The organism is Photorhabdus cinerea (assembly GCF_011189575.1).
GTDB lineage: Bacteria > Pseudomonadota > Gammaproteobacteria > Enterobacterales > Enterobacteriaceae > Photorhabdus > Photorhabdus cinerea.
The window spans coordinates 151,581-173,124 of sequence record NZ_PUJW01000010.1; the positions used below are offsets into that span (position 1 = coordinate 151,581).

16 protein-coding genes and 1 pseudogene are annotated in these 21,544 nt (G+C 43.9%); 1 reads left to right on the forward strand and 16 read right to left on the reverse strand.

All coding sequences use genetic code 11. The features are described from left to right. Positions 1–12: 12 nt before the first annotated feature. The 12 genes from C5469_RS11660 to C5469_RS11715 form a co-directional block, all read right to left on the reverse strand. Positions 13–1,251, reverse strand: coding sequence for a glycosyltransferase (locus C5469_RS11660; protein WP_166306447.1), 1,239 nt, complete (start codon positions 1,249–1,251; stop codon positions 13–15). A 20-nt stretch (positions 1,252–1,271) separates the two neighbouring features. Further along, on the reverse strand, positions 1,272–2,180 hold the full coding sequence (locus tag C5469_RS11665; RefSeq protein ID WP_166306450.1) for a radical SAM protein: 909 nt from the start codon (positions 2,178–2,180) through the stop codon (positions 1,272–1,274). Positions 2,181–2,340: 160 nt separating this feature from the next. After that, positions 2,341–3,576, reverse strand: coding sequence for a 2-deoxy-scyllo-inosose synthase (locus C5469_RS11670; RefSeq protein WP_166306453.1), 1,236 nt, complete (start codon positions 3,574–3,576; stop codon positions 2,341–2,343). A 10-nt stretch (positions 3,577–3,586) separates the two neighbouring features. Next, entirely contained in the window at positions 3,587–3,868 is a 282-nt protein-coding gene (locus C5469_RS11675; protein WP_166306456.1) for a DUF6137 domain-containing protein, read from the reverse strand. After that, complete coding sequence (locus C5469_RS11680; RefSeq protein WP_166306459.1) at positions 3,853–4,611, reverse strand: PIG-L deacetylase family protein; 759 nt, start codon at positions 4,609–4,611, stop codon at positions 3,853–3,855. The genes C5469_RS11675 and C5469_RS11680 overlap by 16 nt, the downstream gene beginning before the upstream one ends. Then, a complete protein-coding gene (locus C5469_RS11685) occupies positions 4,608–5,858 on the reverse strand; it encodes an aminotransferase class III-fold pyridoxal phosphate-dependent enzyme (RefSeq protein ID WP_166306462.1) in 1,251 nt (416 codons plus the stop codon). Before C5469_RS11685 ends, C5469_RS11680 begins: the two co-directional genes overlap by 4 nt. Then, the gene (locus C5469_RS11690; RefSeq protein WP_166306465.1) at positions 5,855–7,744 is read right to left on the reverse strand and encodes a hypothetical protein; all 1,890 of its coding nucleotides are present in this window, start codon (positions 7,742–7,744) and stop codon (positions 5,855–5,857) included. Before C5469_RS11690 ends, C5469_RS11685 begins: the two co-directional genes overlap by 4 nt. After that, positions 7,741–11,430, reverse strand: a complete 3,690-nt coding sequence (locus C5469_RS11695; protein WP_166306468.1) for a hypothetical protein — start codon at positions 11,428–11,430, stop codon at positions 7,741–7,743. The genes C5469_RS11690 and C5469_RS11695 overlap by 4 nt, the downstream gene beginning before the upstream one ends. A gap of 18 nt (positions 11,431–11,448) precedes the next feature. Beyond that, complete coding sequence (locus C5469_RS11700) at positions 11,449–12,102, reverse strand: histidine phosphatase family protein (protein ID WP_166306471.1); 654 nt, start codon at positions 12,100–12,102, stop codon at positions 11,449–11,451. 24 nt (positions 12,103–12,126) lie between these two features. Then, positions 12,127–13,395 carry a DegT/DnrJ/EryC1/StrS aminotransferase family protein gene (locus C5469_RS11705; RefSeq protein WP_166306474.1) on the reverse strand — a complete coding sequence of 423 codons (1,269 nt, stop codon included), beginning with the start codon at positions 13,393–13,395 and terminating at the stop codon, positions 12,127–12,129. A gap of 807 nt (positions 13,396–14,202) precedes the next feature. Then, positions 14,203–14,775 carry a DMT family transporter gene (locus C5469_RS11710; protein ID WP_242689446.1) on the reverse strand — a complete coding sequence of 191 codons (573 nt, stop codon included), beginning with the start codon at positions 14,773–14,775 and terminating at the stop codon, positions 14,203–14,205. Positions 14,776–14,816: 41 nt separating this feature from the next. Then, a complete protein-coding gene (locus C5469_RS11715) occupies positions 14,817–15,110 on the reverse strand; it encodes an SDR family NAD(P)-dependent oxidoreductase (RefSeq protein WP_166306477.1) in 294 nt (97 codons plus the stop codon). A gap of 282 nt (positions 15,111–15,392) precedes the next feature. Here C5469_RS11715 and C5469_RS11720 point away from each other — a divergent pair, with 282 nt between their 5' ends. Next, entirely contained in the window at positions 15,393–16,358 is a 966-nt protein-coding gene (locus C5469_RS11720; RefSeq protein ID WP_166306480.1) for a LysR family transcriptional regulator, read from the forward strand. 149 nt (positions 16,359–16,507) lie between these two features. On the opposite strand, the pseudogene C5469_RS11725 reads toward C5469_RS11720, so the two are convergent. The 4 genes and pseudogenes from C5469_RS11725 to C5469_RS11740 form a co-directional block, all read right to left on the reverse strand. Beyond that, positions 16,508–16,886: pseudogene (locus tag C5469_RS11725) on the reverse strand (IS630 family transposase); the annotation flags it as partial. A 108-nt stretch (positions 16,887–16,994) separates the two neighbouring features. Next, positions 16,995–17,138, reverse strand: a complete 144-nt coding sequence (locus C5469_RS11730; protein WP_166306483.1) for a hypothetical protein — start codon at positions 17,136–17,138, stop codon at positions 16,995–16,997. Positions 17,139–17,840: 702 nt separating this feature from the next. Continuing rightward, positions 17,841–18,476 carry a two component system response regulator gene (locus tag C5469_RS11735; RefSeq protein ID WP_166306486.1) on the reverse strand — a complete coding sequence of 212 codons (636 nt, stop codon included), beginning with the start codon at positions 18,474–18,476 and terminating at the stop codon, positions 17,841–17,843. Position 18,477: 1 nt separating this feature from the next. Beyond that, positions 18,478–21,279: a two component system sensor kinase gene (locus C5469_RS11740; RefSeq protein ID WP_166306489.1), complete on the reverse strand. Its 2,802-nt coding sequence runs from the start codon at positions 21,277–21,279 to the stop codon at positions 18,478–18,480. Between the last annotated feature and the right edge of the window lie 265 nt (positions 21,280–21,544).

Sequence of the window (21,544 nt, forward strand, 5' to 3'; positions counted from 1 at the left end):
AATGCGTCATCCTTATAGTCTCTGTTTAGTGGCAGGTTGCCCGACTAACTCGCGATAGATATTCTTCAATCGCGGTAGTACAACATCTGGTGCAAAAGCCTCTATTGGGTTCCTGCTGCCATTGCTCCTGCATGTCGCTGATGGCTGCTGAGGCTTTGTCAGAGCACAGTAAACACGGTCAACCAGTTGGTTTACATCTCCTGCGGAAACGAGCAGCTCAGGGGAGATTTGTCCAAGCACCTCGTTAATACCGCCGACGGCGTAGGCTGCCACCGGAGTACCTACGGCGGTTGCTTCAATGGAAACACCACCAAATTCTTCATGCTCTGAGGGCATAACAATGACATGACAGGCAGCAAGTGCTGTTGCCACCAGATCGTTGGGGATGAACCCGGTGATAGTAAACTGTGATTCCAATCCATATTGGGTTACTGCTGCTTCAAGTCGCTGTCGTTGAGGACCATCACCCACGACTAAAAAATGTAGGTTAAGATGGCGCAGACGATGAGCAACGGTGACAAAATGTGACCAACCTTTCTCTTTCGCGATGCGCCCAATAAATCCGACAGTTTTGGCTTTTAGCCCATAACGCTGTCGAAAGGTCTGTACCGCTAACTCACCGGGATGCTGAAACTGCCTGTGATCCACAACATCAGGCACAACTTCTACCCGACGAGCATAAGGTCGTACCGCTGCTGCGGTACGTTCAGTTAGGACTATGGTGGTTGCAGCAACTTGCACTGCTTTGCGTTCCAGATAGCAGGCCAGTTTATGTGTGGCACGATCCCAAACGGACATTGGCTGATAAACTGAAAGCCGTGAGCAATGGATGGTAAGTACTAACGGACAGGACAACAATTTTGGTACCAAGCAAGCAACCAATAGGGCAGGAATCTGCCCATCAAGATGGAGATGAACCAGATCAAAAGATTCCTGCCGTGCTCTCCGGCGGATGACAAGTAAAGTAGCCAGTGCCCAGGATTGGGTCAATCCCTTTAATCCAGTGAGTTCTGAAGGCAATTCAGGTAATTGCAGATAGGTTCGCTCTACGCGTAAATTGGTGTGCAGATTGCGTTGGTGTGGCAAACCTGGGAAACCGATAGTCATCACGTGTTGTTGAACATCTTGTTGAGCCAGCCACATGGCTTGTCGCCAAATCTGGATTTGCATCCCGCCCAAAGAGTCATATTTAGCAGGCCAACTCTTCACATCAGGGTGATGAAAAAAGGGTGTTAACCGCAATACACGCATACACCATCCTCTTTGACTATTTAATCGTACAATGCCATACGATCACGTTGGTTATTAAACTCTTGATGAGAAAGACAGGTACCACAAGGAAAGTTGTTGTACTCTCGTTCTTCCTGCAATCCTTCAATTTCCAGATGGCTGGGAACAGGGGAATAACAATCACACTTAACCATTGAGATATTTTCTCCATCAACGTAGTAGTTGAAGCCATTCAAGATCTGGTCACAAACGAAATCACCGCGTCGTCCATGCTGGTAGATATAATTCCAGCGATCGAAGAAAGCCTTACGTTCTAGAAAAGGGGCTTTATGGAGCTGCTCGTAATTTAAATGTACTGTCAATGGCCGTCCTTTAGTCGCCAACAGAGGCAAAAAATGTAGACGACCAGTAAAGCCGCGTGCATGTAAAGTATCGATGAAATCATTGATTTCTTCGATGGGTTGGCCGTGATACACACATTGCAGCTCAGCAGAAAGGTTAATTGCATGCTCTAAAATGATATCTACTTGTTTTTGCTTTAAACCACGGGCCTGGTTCATTTGTTCAGTATGACCATCAACAGAAATGACCCAGAGCAAACCAGGACGCAGGCAGGAAGGGAAACGAGTACCGTTGGTTAGCACTTCGATAAGATAGCCCTTTTTCTGTACATACTCCGCCAGAAAATCGAGTATTTTCGGATATAGGGTAATTTCCCCATCGGCTTCAACGCGAAAGAGAACATCACGTGGATCAAAGCGATCCATAATTCGTGTTATTGAGCCAATGATAGCCTCAGCATTCACTTTAGCTCGCTTTACTTCACAATAACTGCAACGTAAATTGCAGGATGTTTTTACCACGATATTGCGATAGCGGCGTACCCTATGAGTAAGGGGCGGCCAATCAGAAACCTGCTTAATATAAATTGAATTGGCTATAGTCGGCATAACACCCTCCTAAGAACCTAATTACTCACTTACAGGTCTATATTGATCGGGGTTTATATACTACGAAATCCTCACATATGACTTATTATGCTGTGGTTTCTGTGCTGCGCCCCGCTGAACTCTGCTCGTGACAAATCGTAAACACAGGTTCTAAACAAATTTAAACTGAGTGAAAAATATGCCGGCGCAGCATTGATTCGAGTAAATCAGCGTGCACAGGCGTTAAGGGGTGCCCTTCATGACTCCAAAGAGGCATCCCTAATCCACGTAACAGAATCATCGGAATTTCATTTGGCGTGGTGTGCAGATAACCACGCTTGTTATCTGATTGTAGTACCTTCATTACGGCTTCCAGTGTGGTTCCGATAGGGGCTTTGATTTCTACTCCGTTGAGCTGAAGCAGATGGTAGTGCATATCACGCTCTTCTGCCGTCAACAAACCCAGAGAGTGAGAAACTTCTGCCGCCACGATCATGCCAAGACCAACTGCCTCGCCATGTGTGAGTTTCCCATTACAAATTAGTTCGATTGCGTGTCCTACCGTATGGCCATATTCGAATACGAGGGCATGATGTCTCTCTCGCTTGTCATTGATCATCACTCTTTGTTTAGTCAGAACACCCGCTTGAACTATGCGTGTCAGAGTCAGTTCGTCGTAACGAGATTCAGCATTAAGCGTGTTCGTTAAAAGTGACAAATTTTCCGCTTCCAGAGTCAGCACATTCTTGATAATTTCACATAACCCAGAGCGTAAGTGCTGGGTAGGTAAAGTCAGCAGAAAGGCGGTATCGGCGAAAACCGCTTCCGGTGTGTGAAAACAGCCGATTAGATTTTTGCCTTGCGGCATATTAACCGCTTGTTTAAGTGAGATGACCGAATCGCTCATTGCAAGCAGCGTGGTAGGTATGTGCACTAAGCGAATACCACGAAATAATAGAGCCGCCAGGAGTCCAGCAATGTTGCCTACTACTCCCCCTCCGATAGCAATGACAACACTTTTGCGATCAACCCCAACATTCAGCAACTGGTTTGCCAGGTAATCCAATGTTTTTAGCGACTTATTCGCTTCCCCGTCTGGGATGGGCCAAACCCAGACCCGGGAGCTTACTTTTAACTGTCGTACAAAAGGCTCAACATGGAGTTTGTTAACAGTGTTGTCGGTAATGATGTGCAATGAAGAAGCAGACATTTTGGTTAGATGTTCAACAATTTCTTCAGTGCAATGGCTACCTACCCAGAAAGGATAAGCCACATCTTCGAAACATAAATCGATTTTATGCATGGAGCGAGTATGGTGTTGATGTAACTGTAACCAAGCTAAATCGCTATTTTTCTCAGGCAATAAGGCATTACTCTCCAACGGTAGCTCGGCACTCTGGATTTCAGAATTTTTCATGCTGTTCTACCTATTTTTGGGGTGAAAATAATGTTGATGTAGTAGATGTGTGCGCGTTAAGGGCATTGTTCACGATTGCCGAAAATTCATCGATCTCTATTGACAAAGGCTCGTAGCGCAACCCTCCCAAAGTACAATCAAACAGAGCTTCCAGACGCACTACAAATTCAATAGCATCACGCGGAGGGATCTCCAGTCGTCCGCTCTCGATTAATTCTTCTGCACTATCACCTGTCGTATCGCAGGCGACTTTGATAATCAATTGCCGAATGTAATTCACTGATATTGACATGATTTCTCCCAAAATCTTTCTGCATGACAGACATGTTGATTTGCATTGAAGCACGCTTGCGCTAGGCGTTGCGCATGCATAAGAATTGCATCAATGGTTTCCTGATCGGTTTGGCTGGCGTAGTTATGCAGTGCGGTACACTTATCCGCTAACGTTTGATCTATACTCACTGTTTCTAGTACGTTGAATTCTCGCGCTATCAACTGGTTTGTCAGGATATCCAGTGGAAATTCAGCGGCATAGGGTAGGTCTTCATAAAAGGCAAGTTGCCATTGATTGTTTTGCAGCGAACAAATAACGTCATGAACAATCAGATGGTCGATATGACCACCGATAGCAGCGGGTGCGATAACAATATCAGGGCAAAGATCACCTAATACCTGCTGTAGTACCTCTGATACCGTCGAAATACGCGCGTCGTCATTCAATTGTGCCTGGCGCTCGCCCTTGTCATCATAGCCAGAGAGACTGGAATCTGGGAAACCGAAGGTATGCAGCTTCATCTTAAAATGTTGACAAAAAGCGTGCTCTTCTTTCACCCGTACATCACTGATAACACAGGAGCCAGCATCGCGCAGTGATTTAGGGAGAGCCCATGCACTACGGGTAAATACGGTCACAATTTCTAGTGTACATAAAGGAGCAAGTTGCGCGACCACTCCCCCTATCGAATAAGCGATATCATCCGGATGTGGTGCAATCAAAGCTAAACGCTTACCATACCAGCTATTTATTCCACTCATATCGCACTCCTCTGTAACCAGTGGATAGTTTCGACAGTCGGCATAACATCACTGGCACCATCTATCATGTTGAATGCGGCTTCCATTTGCCGCTCTATCGACACATCTGTCTGGCACAACCCGGAAAAACGATGAGAAAGATCCGAAAACACCTGTTTAAAACGAATTTCCAATTCCGCTAAAACCGTTTCAGTCGCCAAAGAGATTGCCTGATTATCAGAGTGATACAGCAATAGTCCCTGTTTAGCACAAGTCACATAGAAAGCTTCGTCTAGTTCCTGCGTTGCACTGATAAACTGCAATAATGGCCCATCACCCATAACTTTGATCGGCAATTCTGTCTGCGCGATAAGTGCTCGTAGCTTTTCTGCTAACGTTGCTCCACAGGCTATTAACCGCTCATAACCCCGTTCTTCTCTCATATGTTTCAACGTGGCCAAAGCCGCAACAATAGGCAATGTGTCAAAGTAGGCGGTATATGTCATATGCCTGGCCTTTTTCATCATTTCGGCGGTGCCTACTAGGCAAGATAAGCGTTGTCCATTAGATAGCCCTTTGGAAAAAGTATAGAAGTCAGCCTGTTCGCCAGTCACACTCGGTAACGCCGAGCCGGCAACTGAACGATAACCATTTTTAACCTCATCACTGCAAAACAGTACACCATGCTCGCGGGCAAGCCGGATTAAGCTTTGTAGCGTCTCCGGCTTAAAGTGCACATAATCGGGTGAGATCATCACCATTGATACTTCGCCACGATAGCGATCTAACACGTCTGCAAGCAGTTCGGGGACGAAGTAAAAATCGATGATGCCGCTTTCATTCGGTGCTAAAAAACTGGGGGGAGAAGCCCATAAATCGCCCCAACCATGATAACCGGCACTGGCAATGATTTTTTTCCCAGTCATCTTCCGCGCACATTGAACAGCAGCACGACAAGCCTCAGTACCCGTGCTAAAAAAGGCAACCTGACCATTGGATATGCCGCTATCAGCAACGATAATTTCCGAAAGAACTTCAAATAGCTCAGACCAGCAGGTTGAGCATCCCTGTTGATTCTTCAAATTGGAAATTATCGCCTCCGTTACCACTGGATGATGGTGCCCCAAAGTGATGCAGCCCTTACCATTCATAAGGTCAAGATAATCTCGGCCATCGGCCAGCTTAACGATAGCACCGCTTGCAGATAAAGCACGCAAGCCTGGTGCCGGCACACCAACAGCAGAAGCGATTTTTTCAGGTTTATTCATATACACTCCTTGATACGCCTGGCGGTTGCACATTTAGATGCTTCAATAATCAAGTCGTGGTACTGAGCCAAGGTTTGGCATAACCGTGCAAGATCTTCACACAAGCGCACCTTACCGACCTCACTGAACTGGCGCACTTCCCGATAGAAACCTTCAAGTAGCAAAAGTGCAGCAACCGGTAAGGAGGCAAATATCACCTGTGGTTCATTACCCCATTCCTGGCGACTATTGCAGATAAGTTGCAATGTGGTTGGTGACAGCTGATGTACCAGCACAAAAGCAGCTATCTCCAATTCTGGCCAACTTACTCCCCCCCAGTTAGCCTCTTGATGAAAACGGTAGAGATGTCCGTCATTGTCAACTTGCCAATGCCAATCACCAAAAGCATGACTTAAGGAAGAACGTATTGGTCGAATACTGCCAGCAAAGGGAGGAATGTTGAGTGAACAAAGCCAGAAAGGTAAGTCTGGCAACGTGTTTTCGCCGATTCTGCATTGTAAACGTCTCCATGCATTGCTGATGGATATCCCTATCGGAACCAGAGATAGCTGACCAGTAACATTTACCAATGGTGATCGGCTGATAAGCTCTATTATCGCATTGCATTGGGTAAGCCAAGTGGAATAGGCGGTGTTAGTTGCTTCAGCCATCAGATCGCGTAATGGGCGTAACCCGGGCAGGTGTTCAGCAATGTGATAGCCATCAAGAAACCAAGCGTTGCGATGTTTTGTATCGAATTGCTCTGTACGTCTAAATTCAGCAAGTCCATAAACGCTTTCACCGATAAACCTCACGTGCAACAATGGAGTTTCATTCTGATCAGTGACCAACAGTGGTGTTTTCTTAGGATTAATCAGTCTTCGCACATATTTTGCCATTGCTGGAGAATTCCAAGGCAACCAAGCTTCACCCTGACCATATCTTTTTTCCAGTGTTGGGCAGCGGATGAAGATCCGAGCCGCAGTACCAGCACTATTAGGTAGTGCAGAAGCCAGAGTGGAAAGAAAATAGCGGTGATCTTCTTCTAACAATAGTTGCCAGAGTGGACGCTTCTCGCGGGTTATCAGCGGTGATCGCGTAAACACTTTTGACCATGAGCCTGGTGCCTTGATCCTGCTGACGTTACCAATGCTTGCAAACCACACGCTTTCTACTTTAGGAGCCAATTTCTTCACAAGCTCCTCAACCGTACTGCCTGTATCGGGCTGATCGTCAACAATAACAATATCAGGACGCTTTGGCTGGGAGTCACAAAGATGAAACAGGGCCTTCAACTCCGACGGGTGATACTGGCAAGGCGCATTGATTTGCCTTAAAGGGCGTAATGTTAACCATGGAGGTGTAACGCCGCTAACCTGTGACAAACCTGCGACCCAACGCGGCGCAATAAAGCTGCCACCACTGCGGATACCGACAATCACGACAGGACGTCCGCAAAGATGCTCACGCGCAAAGCAAATCGCATCATCTACGCAAACTTCGGTATCGCCTAAATCATAGCCGTAACATTCTGGCAAGGGTACCGCCAAGATACGAGTCAGGAGATCCAACCAAGGTGCGAACTGACCTTGAAGTACAATATCTGTTTGTGAGGTACATACTGTTTCAGTATTGAATTTTTGACCGCAAGCGATAGACAAGGCAGTTAGCGCTGCATGAGTAGCGGAGAGTCTGGCCTGACGACATACCGATAACGACTGTTTGCTAGCTTCAGCGAACAGACTCAGATCGCTCCAAATCTGAGCCAAGGCACAAGCCGATACATAACCATCACCTTGTTGACTACGTTCGGCTGCAACTAAGCCCGCCACCAGAACTGACGGGGTGATCTGTATCTTAACGACTTCTTCAGATTGGTTGATATTGGCATCAAGTTGAAGAGTCATATGCCATCCTCCGTACCTATGGCACGAATAATAGCAATAGAGTCAACCTCAGCCAGTTTAAAACGACCTTTCTCCTCTGCTGCTGTGTGAGTCAAAGCATGTTGAATATGGGTTTCAATTTCCTCAGTTATGCCATAGGGCACCAGTCCGAGCTGTTTGACACATTGTTGACATTGGCTGTCAGAGAGTAAATTAGCATGATAAGCGAGCAGATATTCCTTGCAGCGCTTAAACTTACTTTGCCAACTTGTGACTTCATCGGCAATTGTAGAGGCAGAGTTTGCATTCACCGCGATCTCAGGGACATGGTGTAACACCAAATCGCGCAAAGCTGCATTTTCCGGCACGGCAATCAGTTGTTGCAATGTGGTCGCCAGGTCACGACGATGTAACAGACTTACACCTATTCGCTCAGCAGCAACCGGTGATAACGGCACTTGTACCATTCGCTTCAGTGTCTGTTCCGGCCACATTGCTGCAAGCAGCAATCCCAGTTGTCCTGCTGTGGTATGAAGGACTTCCCACTGGTTTTGGTCAGCTTCTGTTTTCTCCAATTTTTCAGCAATACCATGAAAGCTTTTCCAGGCTCCTTCAAAACCGGCAATGCAGGCGCCAGTGACCTCATCACGTACAGATTGATTCAGGCAAAGGGCTGCCAGCATTGTGGCAAAGGGCAATGAATAGACCGTGATACGTTGAATAGAAAAATCAACCGCTGCCCGGTAATTGACATACGCCCGAAACAGTTCACGCCAGGGAGAATGACCAACCATTTCATACACATGTGAAACTTCATCGTTAGGAACATACGAAAAGTCGTAAGCGGTATCGAACAGCACTCGCAACCAAAGCACCAGCTGATTTAGATCCTCAGCTTGCCAATGTGCCTCATCGGTACGCCGCATACGTAAGAAAAGTGTCCAGGTGCCCAACTGACAAACTCGATTCAGTGATACTTGCCATATAGGTTCCCACTCGACAATACGCAGTGCCAACGCTTCGAATACATGTAAACGACCAATGTCCTCTTCCGGCGCATTCGGTAGTTCAGCAAATTCAACAATCAATTCCTTCTCATTAAAGAGGAAACTGGCCTTATGTACTACAAAGGGGAGTGAAATCTCCAGAATGTTTCGCGTTAACCGCAGCAAACAAGAGCGTGCATCACCAAAGCCATCTGCGATGTTTATCAGTTTGCGTAGAGGTACCGGCAATTCAGAACCAGATTCAGCTCGAAAATGAGCCAGCATCCACTGATGTAAAAGATTGTGTAGTTGATGAGCATTTTCTATAGGAAGTTGATCAGGCGTCATATTGCCGGCAATGGGTATGAAAACTTGCCAGCGTAAGAAGTCGTCGCCCAAACATTCCACCATGTCTTCTTTTAACTCAAGTAAAAAATTGTCTGGCATGGATTGATGACGAGCACGCTCTATCCATCTTAAGAAAGAGAGCAATGCCGCCGCCTCCGTGGCAGAAAGAGTCGACAGTTGGGCAAATGCAATCCAACCACTTAGCAAATCCAGGTAACGCTGATGTGTACTGGGATCACGCCGATCTACCACATCGGTCAATACCGCTTTAAGCACCTGATCATAAGTATCCACTAGGTCAATACGACAGAGTCCCTTCAATGTTGGTAAGTTTGCTTTATGCAGGGTCTCCATTAGATTGGCGGTAGCTTGCAGTAAATCGGCTACTTCGCTGACTCCAGCCAGTGCTGCGGCAGCCTTAAAACGTTTCAGCGGCGTCAAAAAAGCCAGGTAGGCGGCAAATGCTTTGGGTGCACATACCAAGCTAGCCAGCGCAGTTGGTGCTAGTTGGCTGTGGTGTATTACCTCTAATAGAGAGACCGAGGAAATCCCGGATTCTGCTGCACCGATCAGGGAATGTACAATATTTAGCCTATCAGTATTTTCGTAAATGGGCAGAATTTCTGTATCGGCGAGTACATGGAGTATACATTCCAGCAACAGACGCGCATCACCATACGGTGCAATTATCGCAGCATCAACCCATGGAGCTAATCGAATGGATGGCAATTTTCCAATCCATGCTTCGGCTTTGATTAATTGTATAAGTAGGCGCAGATCATTGAGTTGAATGATCCTGTCTGCAAGCGTTGGGATGGCCTTGCATAAGCGCGGTAACGCAGATTGCGGACTGTTTTTGGCAGTGAGAGCACAAAAATAATCTGCTGTTGCGTCAGTTGTCGGCCAATCAGAGGGAATAAACTCCGTGGCTCTCTCGCCTGCCTGTGCGAGAAGCCAACCTGTTAAACTGGGGCTCCGGACAGCATTACCATTTTGTAGCCAAGTGTCTGTTGGGAAAATCGTGCGCTGTTTAAGTGTGGTATAACTTTTTTCCGTCAGCATAGGTAAGCCAGTCAACGCATTTTGCAAAAGATCGGTAATACGCTGAGAAGTAAGCTCCGCTACTGGCAGGGATTCACTGTCGTCAAACACACATTGTACTGAGGCAGACAAATTGACCGATTCGGCTATTTCCGTTTTCAGTTCGATAAGCGGTTTTTGCGCACCAAAATAAGCCAGTTCCCCCATACTATCAATGATCACCCAGGGAACAGCGGGCAGATCCGTTAGCTGGGTAAGAAAAACCGGTAAATTTTGTTGGCGGAACATGATGCCGGCGTGTTCACTAGCCACTCCAGACTCAACGAAGACAGCGGTAAGCGCCGCTTGCACAGACGGAGGAAGACGCAGGTAACGAGACCAGGCATCATCCAATGTCGATGCAGAAAGGAAGCAACCTAAAGAGGGCGTTGAAGGATGCAATAGTGCTGTCACCGGTACTGCTCGCATACAACGCGTCAACTCTGCTCTTACCTCTGTTGTTAACCGTTGAACACGACGTTCAAGCGTGTAACCAGGTGCAGGGCGTACTTGTACTAACCAAAGTTTATCTACGTGCACCTGACGTAATTGTGTGCCATACCACAAGGGAGCGACTAATGTCGGCCAATGATAGGCGACCGAGTTTGCCCTTGAACCGGGTGATTGCGCCGACGCAAAGCCAAAGCCAAAAGCCACTTCTCCGCGGACACCATCAGAGGCGGACAAGGTCAGTCCGGTGGCTGATACCAGACCCTGATCTGTTTCCAATACCCACTCAGTATCTAATGCAATTTCAGAAAAATGTTGATGCAACTGCATGATAATTTTGTACAAACCATGGCATACATCGGCGGTCAGATAAGGCGCCTGTAAGGGTTCCACCTGAGGGAGTATGCCTTCAATCAATCGCTGAACGAAACAGGCGATTGGCTGCGGTTGATAATCAGGATTCATGAGCCGTTGTTGTGCGACAGCCTGAGGTTCAAATCCACTAAAAGTAACAGCTGCAACAGTATCAGCAAAATCTGCTATGCGATGGCAAATTACACTGATATAGCCACCCGCATTGACAAAAATTGCACCATCCTCTAAACCTGCACTACGAACAATCCAGGGGGGCGGGCCACAGACTTCCTCTACTTGTTTAATCCAATCGTGATGCTCTGTAATATGCTTGCTGTAAATAGTGCGCAACAGCGCAACATCAGCATGTGGAGAACCCTCTGTGATAGCAAGCGCTTCATTGGCAGGAAGCGCCACCAAAGGGGGAATAAGAGCCGAGAAATCGACGTGCTGGGCAAGCTGTTGCAATCGTTCAAATTTTGCAGTCATATGTTTTACTTTCTTACCTTAAAGCCAGAATCCCAGGTGAGTCTTCGCGTTGACAAGTACGAGTCGCGACTTTCCTCCCACCTCTTCATTTTCTACAACATGCAACGCGGTATTACTGATGCGTATACGCCAACGCTGCAACATCGCTAATTCAAGCCCCAATAACACAAATATTGCCAGCTCGATAGTGAATGCATGGGAAACAACAACGGTTAATTTTTCCTCGCTACGGTGTCGATGTCGTTCAAGCAAAAAATCGGCCACACGTGCTTGCTGTGCAACTACAGTTTCTACCCCCGGTTTTACTTCTGTTGTGGGTTTGTCCAAACGTTCTTCAAGCATGGCGTCCCATGCCGACAAACTTAATGGCGGTGTTAGTGGTGAGGTAATACGCACTTCCTCCAAACGCTCGTCATGTATCAAAGGTAAACTGTGTCGCATAGCAAGGGGGTTAGCGGTTTGTACAGCTCGACACATTGGACTACAGAATATCTGAGCACCAAGCAGCTCTTGTGGGAAATGATCCGCCAACAATTGTGTCTGTTGCTGACCAACATGGGTCAACGATGAATCAGGCGAAACTGAACTGATCAACATATTATCATTCTGGAGATTGCATGTTGCTTCTGCATGTCGAATGAATACAAAACGATGGCTATGTGTTGAGGTCATATTCGTTTCTAGCCTTCTGATTATTCACAGTTGCTCAACATGGCTAATGACCTTATCCAGTGCGCGCTGTACATCCAGCATGTCTGACTCTTCCGCGAGTAAGAAACGATGCGGTAATGTGATGTGACTGCGAGCAAATGCTTCCGCCATTGGCAAGCTAAAACGCTGCGGTTGAACAGATGCCTGAAAGGCTTCGCCTAATGCGAAACGGCGTCGACTTGCTGGTTGGTACAAATTACATTGATTTAATGATGAGTACATTGGTTTGCACGGTAGACAAAGCTCCGCTGATAGTGCTTCTGCCAGTTTCTCCACAGATGTTTTTGCCAAGACTGCTTCAGGCAAGCCAATTGCATAGTTATAATAGACACGTTCTGTTGTACCAAGTGTAGTTTGCTGAGGTTCACAGCCAATCTGCCGCATCAGCGTATCCAAATATTCAGCATTACGGCGTCGAATAGCATTTTCTGCATCCATCTTCTCTAATTGCGCTAACAGAATCGCTGCGTGAAATTCAGACATACAGTAATTTGAACCCATCAACTCGGCTGTTTCTAATAATTCCATATGATCCAGCGGAGGCGGTACGCTGCTTAGAGTACGTCCATCAGCTCGTAGATGAGCTAATCGGCTTGCAAGCTGCTCATCATGCGTAATTACTGCACCTCCTTCGCCACTTGTCAGCAGTTTGCTGTGTTGCATGCTGAAAGTGCCTGCACTACCAAAGGTACCAACATGTTGACCAGCAAAACGGGCACCATGTGCCTGAGCGCAGTCCTCTATCAGCGGTAAGTTGTTTTGTTCTGCTACACGCCGCAGGGCATGTAGGTCAGCAACAGCCGATCCGAGATGTACAACAGTAATAGCATGACAGCGAGGGGTGATCGCTCTCTCCACGGCACTTGCATCCAAACAACCCGTTAGCGGGTCCACATCAGTTAGCACTGGCACAGCATTAACGCCTAGTACCGCCGATGCTGAGGCGACCCAAGATAATCCCGGCACAATCACTTCATCGCCAGCGCCAACACCAACCGCTTCAAGAGCCATGGTAAGGCTGGCCGTTCCGCACGAAGAGGGAACACAATAGTGAGCACCGGTATAGCGAGCATACGCCTCTGCAAAACGTTGCTCAAAAGAAGGCATTCCACGGTAAGGACCACTTATTGACCAACGTTCACTACCTAAAACAGCAAGTAGGTTATTAACAGTTTGTGGAGAACTTGTAGGCCATCCAGGCCAAGAAACTGTTCGGATGGAAGAACCTCCATGTAGCGCAAGTTTGGACACCATGAGTAATCTCCTTTTTAAATAAGGCGACATTTAATTAAGTCAACTCTTCTGTTATAGGTTATATACCCGTTATCTTTCAAGTTGCCTCTTTGTTGGCTGCACTCACTCACCCCGGTCACAGAGTTATCTATGCTCCCGGGGATTCGCTCCCTTGCCGTCGTGATGCATCTTGAAATCCATAAGGTATAGATAGAAAAAATGACTTGTTATTTCAGATGTGCTAAGGCGAAAAAATCGTAATCTTTGTGAAGCAAAAATGATGTTTATTATGCTCACGCTATACATTTTTTAAAATATACACAACGAACTAATAAATAAAAATTTTAACCTTGTGATGTATATATCATATTAATCATGAAAAAAACTTACCATGAGTTATTGGTCCCTGTTACCAAGAATATTTAGCCAATAAGTTTGGTAAATTTATCTTATAATTTTCTCTAGTAAATGTTGTGTATGAATTCATTTCTAAGGAAATATTTTCTAAACATTATTATGCTCTGGTTGTGTACTGGTACTGCCAATATAGAAAAATCGCTACTAAAGTTATAAACATCTTTCACTTGCGATTATATTTCCGTAGCTTCTTCCTATTAGGAACCGTAAATAAACAGATGAATGGGAGAGTTATATCCATTCTCTACATAACCTTTCATTCCTAATTTTATGGATATAAAAACATTCTCTATATTTAAATTTTTCATCGGCAATAACGTATAAAAAATTTAGGGGCTGTCCCAGATAACGATTCATCAAACCGTGTTTGAAAAGCAACGGTCACTAATTAAATTTCAGCGAATTACCATTTCAATTACAGCAGTTACCCATCAAATTTTGAGAGAACGGGGGACAGTATATTTCCATTTTCCCAAGCCCCCCTAGAAAACAAACAACTAATATGATTAAGTCGCCAGATGCTGTATGAATTGCTCCACCAGAAAACAATTGACCATTGGTGATAACTAACGCTACACCAAATAGACTAATCGTCATCCCGTACACACGGATAAGCTCTGGAAAACGGCGATTCATTATGGCTTCCAGAATATTGGCAGAAATTGGAGTTGTAGCCATTATTAATGCAGCAGTGACAGGGCTGGAGCTTTGCAGGCCAACGAACAAAGCCCCATTGAAGCCGGCGACGCCAATCGTTCCAAGACTAATGAATGCAAGGAGGTTTTGTCTCAGTACCTTACCGTGAATACCGCCTTTAAGGACCATAAAGATAAAAATAGCTAAGACAGCAAAGACAAAACGTTCAACAGATGCAGTCCATGGAGGTAAGCTGCTGAGAGCGAGTTTTGTTGCCTGGAAATTGGAGCCCCAAAAGAAGGTTGCAAATAGAGTCAGAATGACGGCTAGCTGTGGTGTAACTCGCATAACAATGACCTTATTTTTCTAATTGATACCATAATGGAGCATCAAGACGTATATATGATATATGCGCAGTCGAATTTGTACTGAGAACAAAGCATACAGCTTCTGAAACATCTTTTGGTGTCTGCGGTTTGAATCGCTTGGGTGCAGCTATTGACATCCCGTATGTCGAACTGAAGGGGAATTAAACGAGCTGAATCGCTGTTATTATCGTGAGTATTAATTGATGTGATGTCTCCAGCAGCTACAAAATGACCTGCTTGCAGGCGATCCTGAACCAATGAAGACCCAATACCTCTACCAGCACCTGTAATAAATATTTTTCTTTTCTTCATCATAATGGCCTCTCATATCATATTAGACAAGTAGACTTAGCCAAGATGGGGATTGGATGTGTGGTGGCTAACTTATTTCCAATTAACTCATCAATGCTGGTCTCAGAGTAAGCAACAAGTACTTTTGACTACCATTATTTATTGAACAACAATGACAGTCTAAGAATGAAACGATTCGACATTCAATATATGAAGAAATGACCGTTGATATATTAAATATCCCAAAAAACCGTCATGCATTAAACTCGTTTACTTTTATCAAGATAATTGTGGCATATATCAAATATGAAAGATGTAGATAATATTGGAATTCAACTTTCCAAAAATGGAAGCCGGATTGAGCAGTCTCTTGTTTGGGATGATATACGCATATTCTTGGCAGTGGCTCGAACCGGTACCATAAGTAGGGCTGCAAATCTCCTTAAGATAGGAGTTGCAACTGTATCCAGAAGAGTTGAACGACTTGAAGCAACTTTTGGGATGCCATTGTTCCTCCGCCATCAAACTGGTTATCGACTAACAGAAGATGGGACTGAACTTCTGGAAAAAGCGAAAAGTATGGAGATGGCAGCAAATACATTGTTGCTTGAAGCTGATACACGCATGGAAATTTCGGGGAAAGTTCGCATCGCTACCACGGAGACTCTCGCAAACAGTTTAATAATTCCTAGTTTGCCAAGCTTACAGAAAAATTATCCGGATCTAACACTGGAGATCATTACAGATATTCATACTGTCAATTTACATCGTCGCGACGCTGACTTGGCACTTCGCATAATTAGGCCAGAGAGAGGGCATGTAACTATTCGTCAATTAGGTATCTTAGGATTTGGTCTTTATGGAAGTGAAGATTACCTGGCAACTCATTCATCAGGAGCGCTTAGAGGAGAATATGAAAACGATAACTTTATTGGGTGGACAGATGATCAATCTCAACTCTTTACATTCAAATGGGTTGAACAAATACTCAAAGGCCGTCCACTTTCTGTAGCCACAACTTCCCTTTCTGCTCAAATTTCTGCTGTAAAAGCAGGCTTGGGATTGGCAGTACTTCCACATTTTGTAGCCAACGCGGCTGGTCTCATATGTGTTTCAAGTAATTTGGGCATAGATCAACCTTTATGGCTGGTAATTCAAGCAGATTTAGCGCATTCCCTCAGGATAAGAAAAGTTGCAGACTTTCTGGCAGACACAGTGTTTCTAAATAGGGCAAAACTTTCAGGACAAGATGAGACCAAACCTTTCAAGTAATGTAAACTTTATTGACAAGAGCCACTTAGAACAATAAACAGGCTGCTCATTGCAATTTTGTTCATAAAAAATTAATGACAGCCTGACTGACTGCGGTATAGTACGGAATTAAAAATAACAGCGTAAGAAATACCTATACCCAAGAAACTTCAAGATGCAGTTTTTAGCACCTGAAAATGGTCGTTAATTCTAGACATCAGCGATGTCCGCTATATCAGGTAGCGTCGTGGTGAAAAATTTAAATACTTTGTCTCGAAATTCATGTTTATTAGCGAAATAACGGTTATTTCGAACATGTTCATTCATGACCTTCCATAATCGCTCTATCGGGTTTAAATTTGGGCTGTATGGAGGAAGGTAATGTCACTCAATATTGCTAACATAAGCCCAATCCTTCACAAGATGAGCTTTGTTGTAACCCGCATCATCTACAATAAGATGAATTTTTTGATGATAGTTAGGATAATACCTTCTTATTTCATTGAAAAAACGGCAAATGTTGTAATCATTGATGGTTTGATATTCTTGGGCTTGGGCTATCATCACAGAACTCCACCCTTCAGAAGCAAAAAGGATAGCTTTTATTCTATCTCGTACTTGGCCATCAGTTGATGAATTGCTCATTATTATTTGTGATTATTCTCCTTTCAGAGAAGAATAAGTCCACCCGGATGAACCTTCAAAAGTTGCTCCACCGTATCCACTACTTTGAGTGCCTAGCGTACCTGAAGATTTAGCACCAACGCCAAGTGCTCCTTGTGTCTTCCCCGCACCAGACAAGAAATTTTCCAATACCGATATTTTTGTCAGACACACCCAGCGAACAGGTTTCAGCGGGTTTCCTTGATTAAAATAGAAGGAAAACTTTAATTCTTTAATTCTTTAATTCTTTAATTCTTTAATTCTTTAATTCTTTAATTCTTTAATTCTTTAATTCTTTAATTCTTTAATTCTTTAATTCTAAATATTAATGGTAAATTTCGATATATTGACATATATTCTTATATACCTTATCTATGCTACACACTCAATAAAATTTAAATTAACTATTTATTATATGAAAAATAAAAACTTTATTTTTATAATAAAGCTCAATATATATTTATTTTTAACATTATAAATAAAAATCAAATAATATTTCTACAAAGATTAATGCGTAATTATTTAAAACAACCATTATCCGCACTAATCCATTAACATAAAACCTATTTAATCAAATGGTAACATTAAACCGAATAAAAGATTATTCAATAAAAACAAAAATTCAATTAAATACCAAATTAATCACTAATTAATTAAAAATAAGAACAAGCCTGCAATAATAAAACAACATTTCATATTAATTAATCCTTTATAAAAACCATAAATTTATCTTATATATATTACTGCCACACACAAAAACAGCCCTATAAATCGGGCTGTTTATGCAAGCTATTTTTAATAGCCAATTGTCATCCAACAGCATTAATTCTGTCTGCATGATCAAGTTATTAATCCCAACTTTCTCGAGTATTTAAGTAATTCAGTAACCTTATGAACTTTGAGTTTTCGCATCATATTAAGGCGGTGAGTCTCTACTGTTTTAACACTAATACTTAACACCTCCGCAATATTACGATTGCCATTACCTTCGTTGATTAACTGCAATATTTGGCGCTCGCGTCGAGTAAGCAATGTACTGTCATCATTCGTTCCCTCCCCTAACAGGTGAACAGCCTCCTGATTCAGATTAGGATCAACGTAACTTTTTTTGGCTGCAACGCTGGTAATTGCAGCAAGTAATATCTGCTGCGAGCTGGTTTTCAAAACATAGGCTAATGCCCCTGCACGTAGTACACGGCTCGCCGTTAATTCATCATCATGGGCAGTAAGGGCAAGTATGCGCAAATCAGGCCAGCGTTGACAAAGCTGTGGAATAATATCTAATCCATTTAACCCCGGAAGGCCAAGATCAAGAATAACAATATCCGGTGTCAAATCCCGGCAGGCAGCATAAACAGATAGCCCATCATCAACCTGCGCGACTACTTGATAACGCGGATATGCAGCAAGAAGGTTCTTTATTCCATCTATGATCAGCTCATGATCATCCACTAGCAAAACTTTATAGCAAATCATATTAGGACCTCGCGGAAAAAGGTGCATTCTGCTCGTGTTCCTCAGCAGAGCACAGTGTTGCATTAATTAATTTACGTAGTTTCATCAGCTCATTCTCTTGCGGCAGAACACCGTTATGTACCTGGTTTTCCATTTCAACAATGATACATAACAACGAATTAAGCCCTGCCTGCCCACTCACTCCTTTCATAGAATGTAAGAGCTTTTCTAATACCTCCTGTTGAGTAATATGTTGTTCAATTTCGTCGAGTAAAGTTAATAATTCCCTGCGAACCTTTTCTTGCATACGTAATAAGTTCATGGACAGTAATGGCTTGCCTGTTTCTTGCTGTATCATCAGATCAATGTCACGCCGTAACTGATATTCCGCTGTCATCTCTAATATTTGGGCCAATTGGTTAATCGTAACCGGTTTGGATATGTAATCATTCATCCCTGCCTGAGCGGCGCGCTCTTTTTCCTCGGCAACTGTATTTGCCGTCAGAGCAACAATCATGCACTCTGGGTCCTGATTGTCAGAATCAACACGCCAAAGTCGTGTAGTTTCCAGACCGTCACATTGTCCCGGCATCAATATATCCATCAAAACCAGATCAAAGCGGTAACGCCTGCCTAACAATAATGCCTCTGTACCATCCTTAGCGTACTGCACTTCCTGACCTAACCGGGTCAGCATCATGCCAATGATGTCCCGGTTCGTCTCTGCGTCATCCACTAATAACACACGCATACGCCAAGGCTGTAACGGTACGTTATCCTGCACAGGTGGCGGTGTTCCAGATAGCTGACGCTCTACAATATCCCGCAAACGACCGGGCAAAAAACGTAAGTCATTGGCGGATAACCCGCCGTAATGCTGTTCTGACAAACAGGAGAGGCCCCATGCCATGAGTTGACGATGTAAAACCAATGGTGCATCGACTTCCCCCTGCAATAACTCTGGCTCAATAAAATCTGTCAGCGGCAGTTGAAATACCACACTGGTGCCTAAACCAAGAGCACTGTTGAACCTCAAACTTCCTCCCATCATTTTGGCTAGCGTAGCCGCAATAGCAAGCCCAAGCCCAGTACCTTGAGCATGTTCTTGCACCTGATAAAAGGGATTAAATACCGATGAGATATTTTCTGGTGCCACACCACACCCGCTATCAGTCACATCAAAAATCAGCGTGTTATCTGAACGGGTAACAGTCAGACAAATACCGCCATCATCGGTAAATTTGCAGGCATTTCCTAACAAATTCACCAGAATCTGCCTTACACGGATTGCATCAAGAACTAATGATTGTGGCACATCAGTGGAGACAAAAGTTTCTAACGTCAACCTTTTATTGTGTGCCATTCCCTGTATCGTCGCCATTGACTGATCCAACAACGGTAACAACTGGCAGGTTGCATACTGCAATTCAACCTGCCCGGCTTCAATACGCGAAAAATCAAGTAATTTATTGATAATAAATAGTAAAGATAATGTGCATTGGTGTGCCGTTTCTGCAAGTTGCAATTGTTCGTTGTTCATTTCGCTGGTTTTCAGCAATTCCAATGCACCCAGTGTTCCGCTAAGTGGTGTTCTCAATTCATGGCTGATCGTCGTCAAATGGCTACTTTTACGCTTATTCGCTAACTCTGCCTGTTGCTTTGCTTCCGTTAATGCTCTAGTGCGCTCTGCTACCTTGTTTTCTAATGTGGAATATTGCTGATTAAGGGTATCCAATAACGTATTGTAGGCTCTGGCTATCTGACCCAGCTCATCACACCGATTTTCGGGCAGACGAACATCTAAAGCACGTGGCCCGGTTTTATCAATGATATCCACAAACTCCCATAACGGTTTGGCTAAGTAATGATGCAACATCCAGAATAAAGTCAGCGTTATCATTAATAAAATAACCAACGCAAAGGGAAGCTGAATAATCGCCTGATCAATGACTTCCTCAAATAGACCTTTGGTAGGATACAGTACCAATTGCTGCCAACCGGGGCCTTTCAGCTGAATACGTAATACCTGATAACCGGGAATATATTGCCAGCCATCATGTAATTTGACTTTCTTCAACAATGCTAAAATATGTTGTTCTTGATCCTGCGGTAATTTCCCTTTGAAAAACGGCAATAATTGTTGATTGCTGTCCAGCCAGAGATCGATATCATAATTAGTTACTGCTTGTCCGTATGACAATAGATCATTGAATTTAATAGCGTATCCAGTCAGTCGTCCCATTTTATCACTCGCAGCAACCGAGATGCTCCAGCCACTGCCGGGAATATGCTCCGGCTGTCCCCAATAAATATTATCGTGATTGGGACTCATGGGAAAATTCGCCAATTCAAGACACCGTTTGACAAAATAATCATCTGAGATTTTTTCCGGAGGATAAATCGATATCCCTTGAGATCGCTTAAAAATAAAGCTGTCCAGATAATAAGCTTGTCCGGCAGCGCCATATGCCTGAATAAACCAGTTATCCTGACTTATTTCGTGATCGGGCCGGCAAATATTGCCATCAATGGGAAGATATTTGCTATCAGTATTCGACGTAATATTTTTATCATTTTCATACTTTTCATAATAAGCGTCGTAGCGCCTCGCCAGCTCCTGCGCATCTTTCTCAGCACCTTCAAAACGATGATTACTTAAATCTGCCCGTAAAGTCGCAAGATGTGATAGCTCATTCATCATATGCTGGTGTGCATGTTTAAAAGAAAAAAAAGCCGTCGCTATGACAGAAATTAGCCATATAAGAAACAACGTAAGTGATAGAAACAGCGTGAGTTTAATCACTAATGATGAGCGTGTTCTCATTTTATAATCTCCTTATTATTCAGAGATATTTCCTGGTGAAAAAAACCAAATTACTCTGTACCTATCACGTTAAATTAACCACAGGTTTAGCAGTTACCTTATTGGGTTATATCTTTCCGGTACTCTATATTCAAGAAAAACACACTAGAAGATAATAAATACTTTATGGCAGATAACAATCAGATAAAACTTATCAAAATTATTTAACTAAATTATGATCAAGATCAATTTTACACTTATTTCATATCAACAAAGCCCAAACGAA